Genomic DNA, 342 nt, shown 5'->3' with positions numbered 1-342 from the left:
GTACCGGTGTCATTTGGTGGAACGCTCTGGACTGCTGGCCGCAAATTTCCGATGCCGTGGTGGATTACTATTTTACGAAAAAAATAGCTTACCACTACTTGAAAAGAGTCCATAAACCCGTATGTCTAATGATGACGGAAGTTGAGAACTGGCACCATAAAGTGGTGCTTGGCAATGACAGCTTGGAAATGGGCATAGTGGAGTACTCGGTCGAGGACGGGGATAGCGGTGAGACTCTGCTGCAGGGCGAAGTGATGATGAAAGCCAACGAAAACATGGAAGTAGGGGCAATCCGCGCCAAAGAAGGGCAAAAGCGGCTGTATATCCTCAAATGGAAGCATA

General features: G+C 48.5%; 1 protein-coding gene. It reads left to right on the top strand.

Translation table 11 applies throughout. The annotated features are described in order from the left end of the window. Positions 1–128: 128 nt before the first annotated feature. Positions 129–342, top strand: a 214-nt coding sequence (locus tag KVT27_RS23995) for a hypothetical protein (RefSeq protein WP_217582110.1), incomplete at its 3' end; no start/stop codon positions are given.

It is taken from the genome of Lysinibacillus sp. GbtcB16 (assembly GCF_019091145.1).
Taxonomy (GTDB): domain Bacteria; phylum Bacillota; class Bacilli; order Bacillales_A; family Planococcaceae; genus Lysinibacillus; species Lysinibacillus fusiformis.
This window is presented reverse-complemented; position numbering and strand designations above follow the sequence as displayed.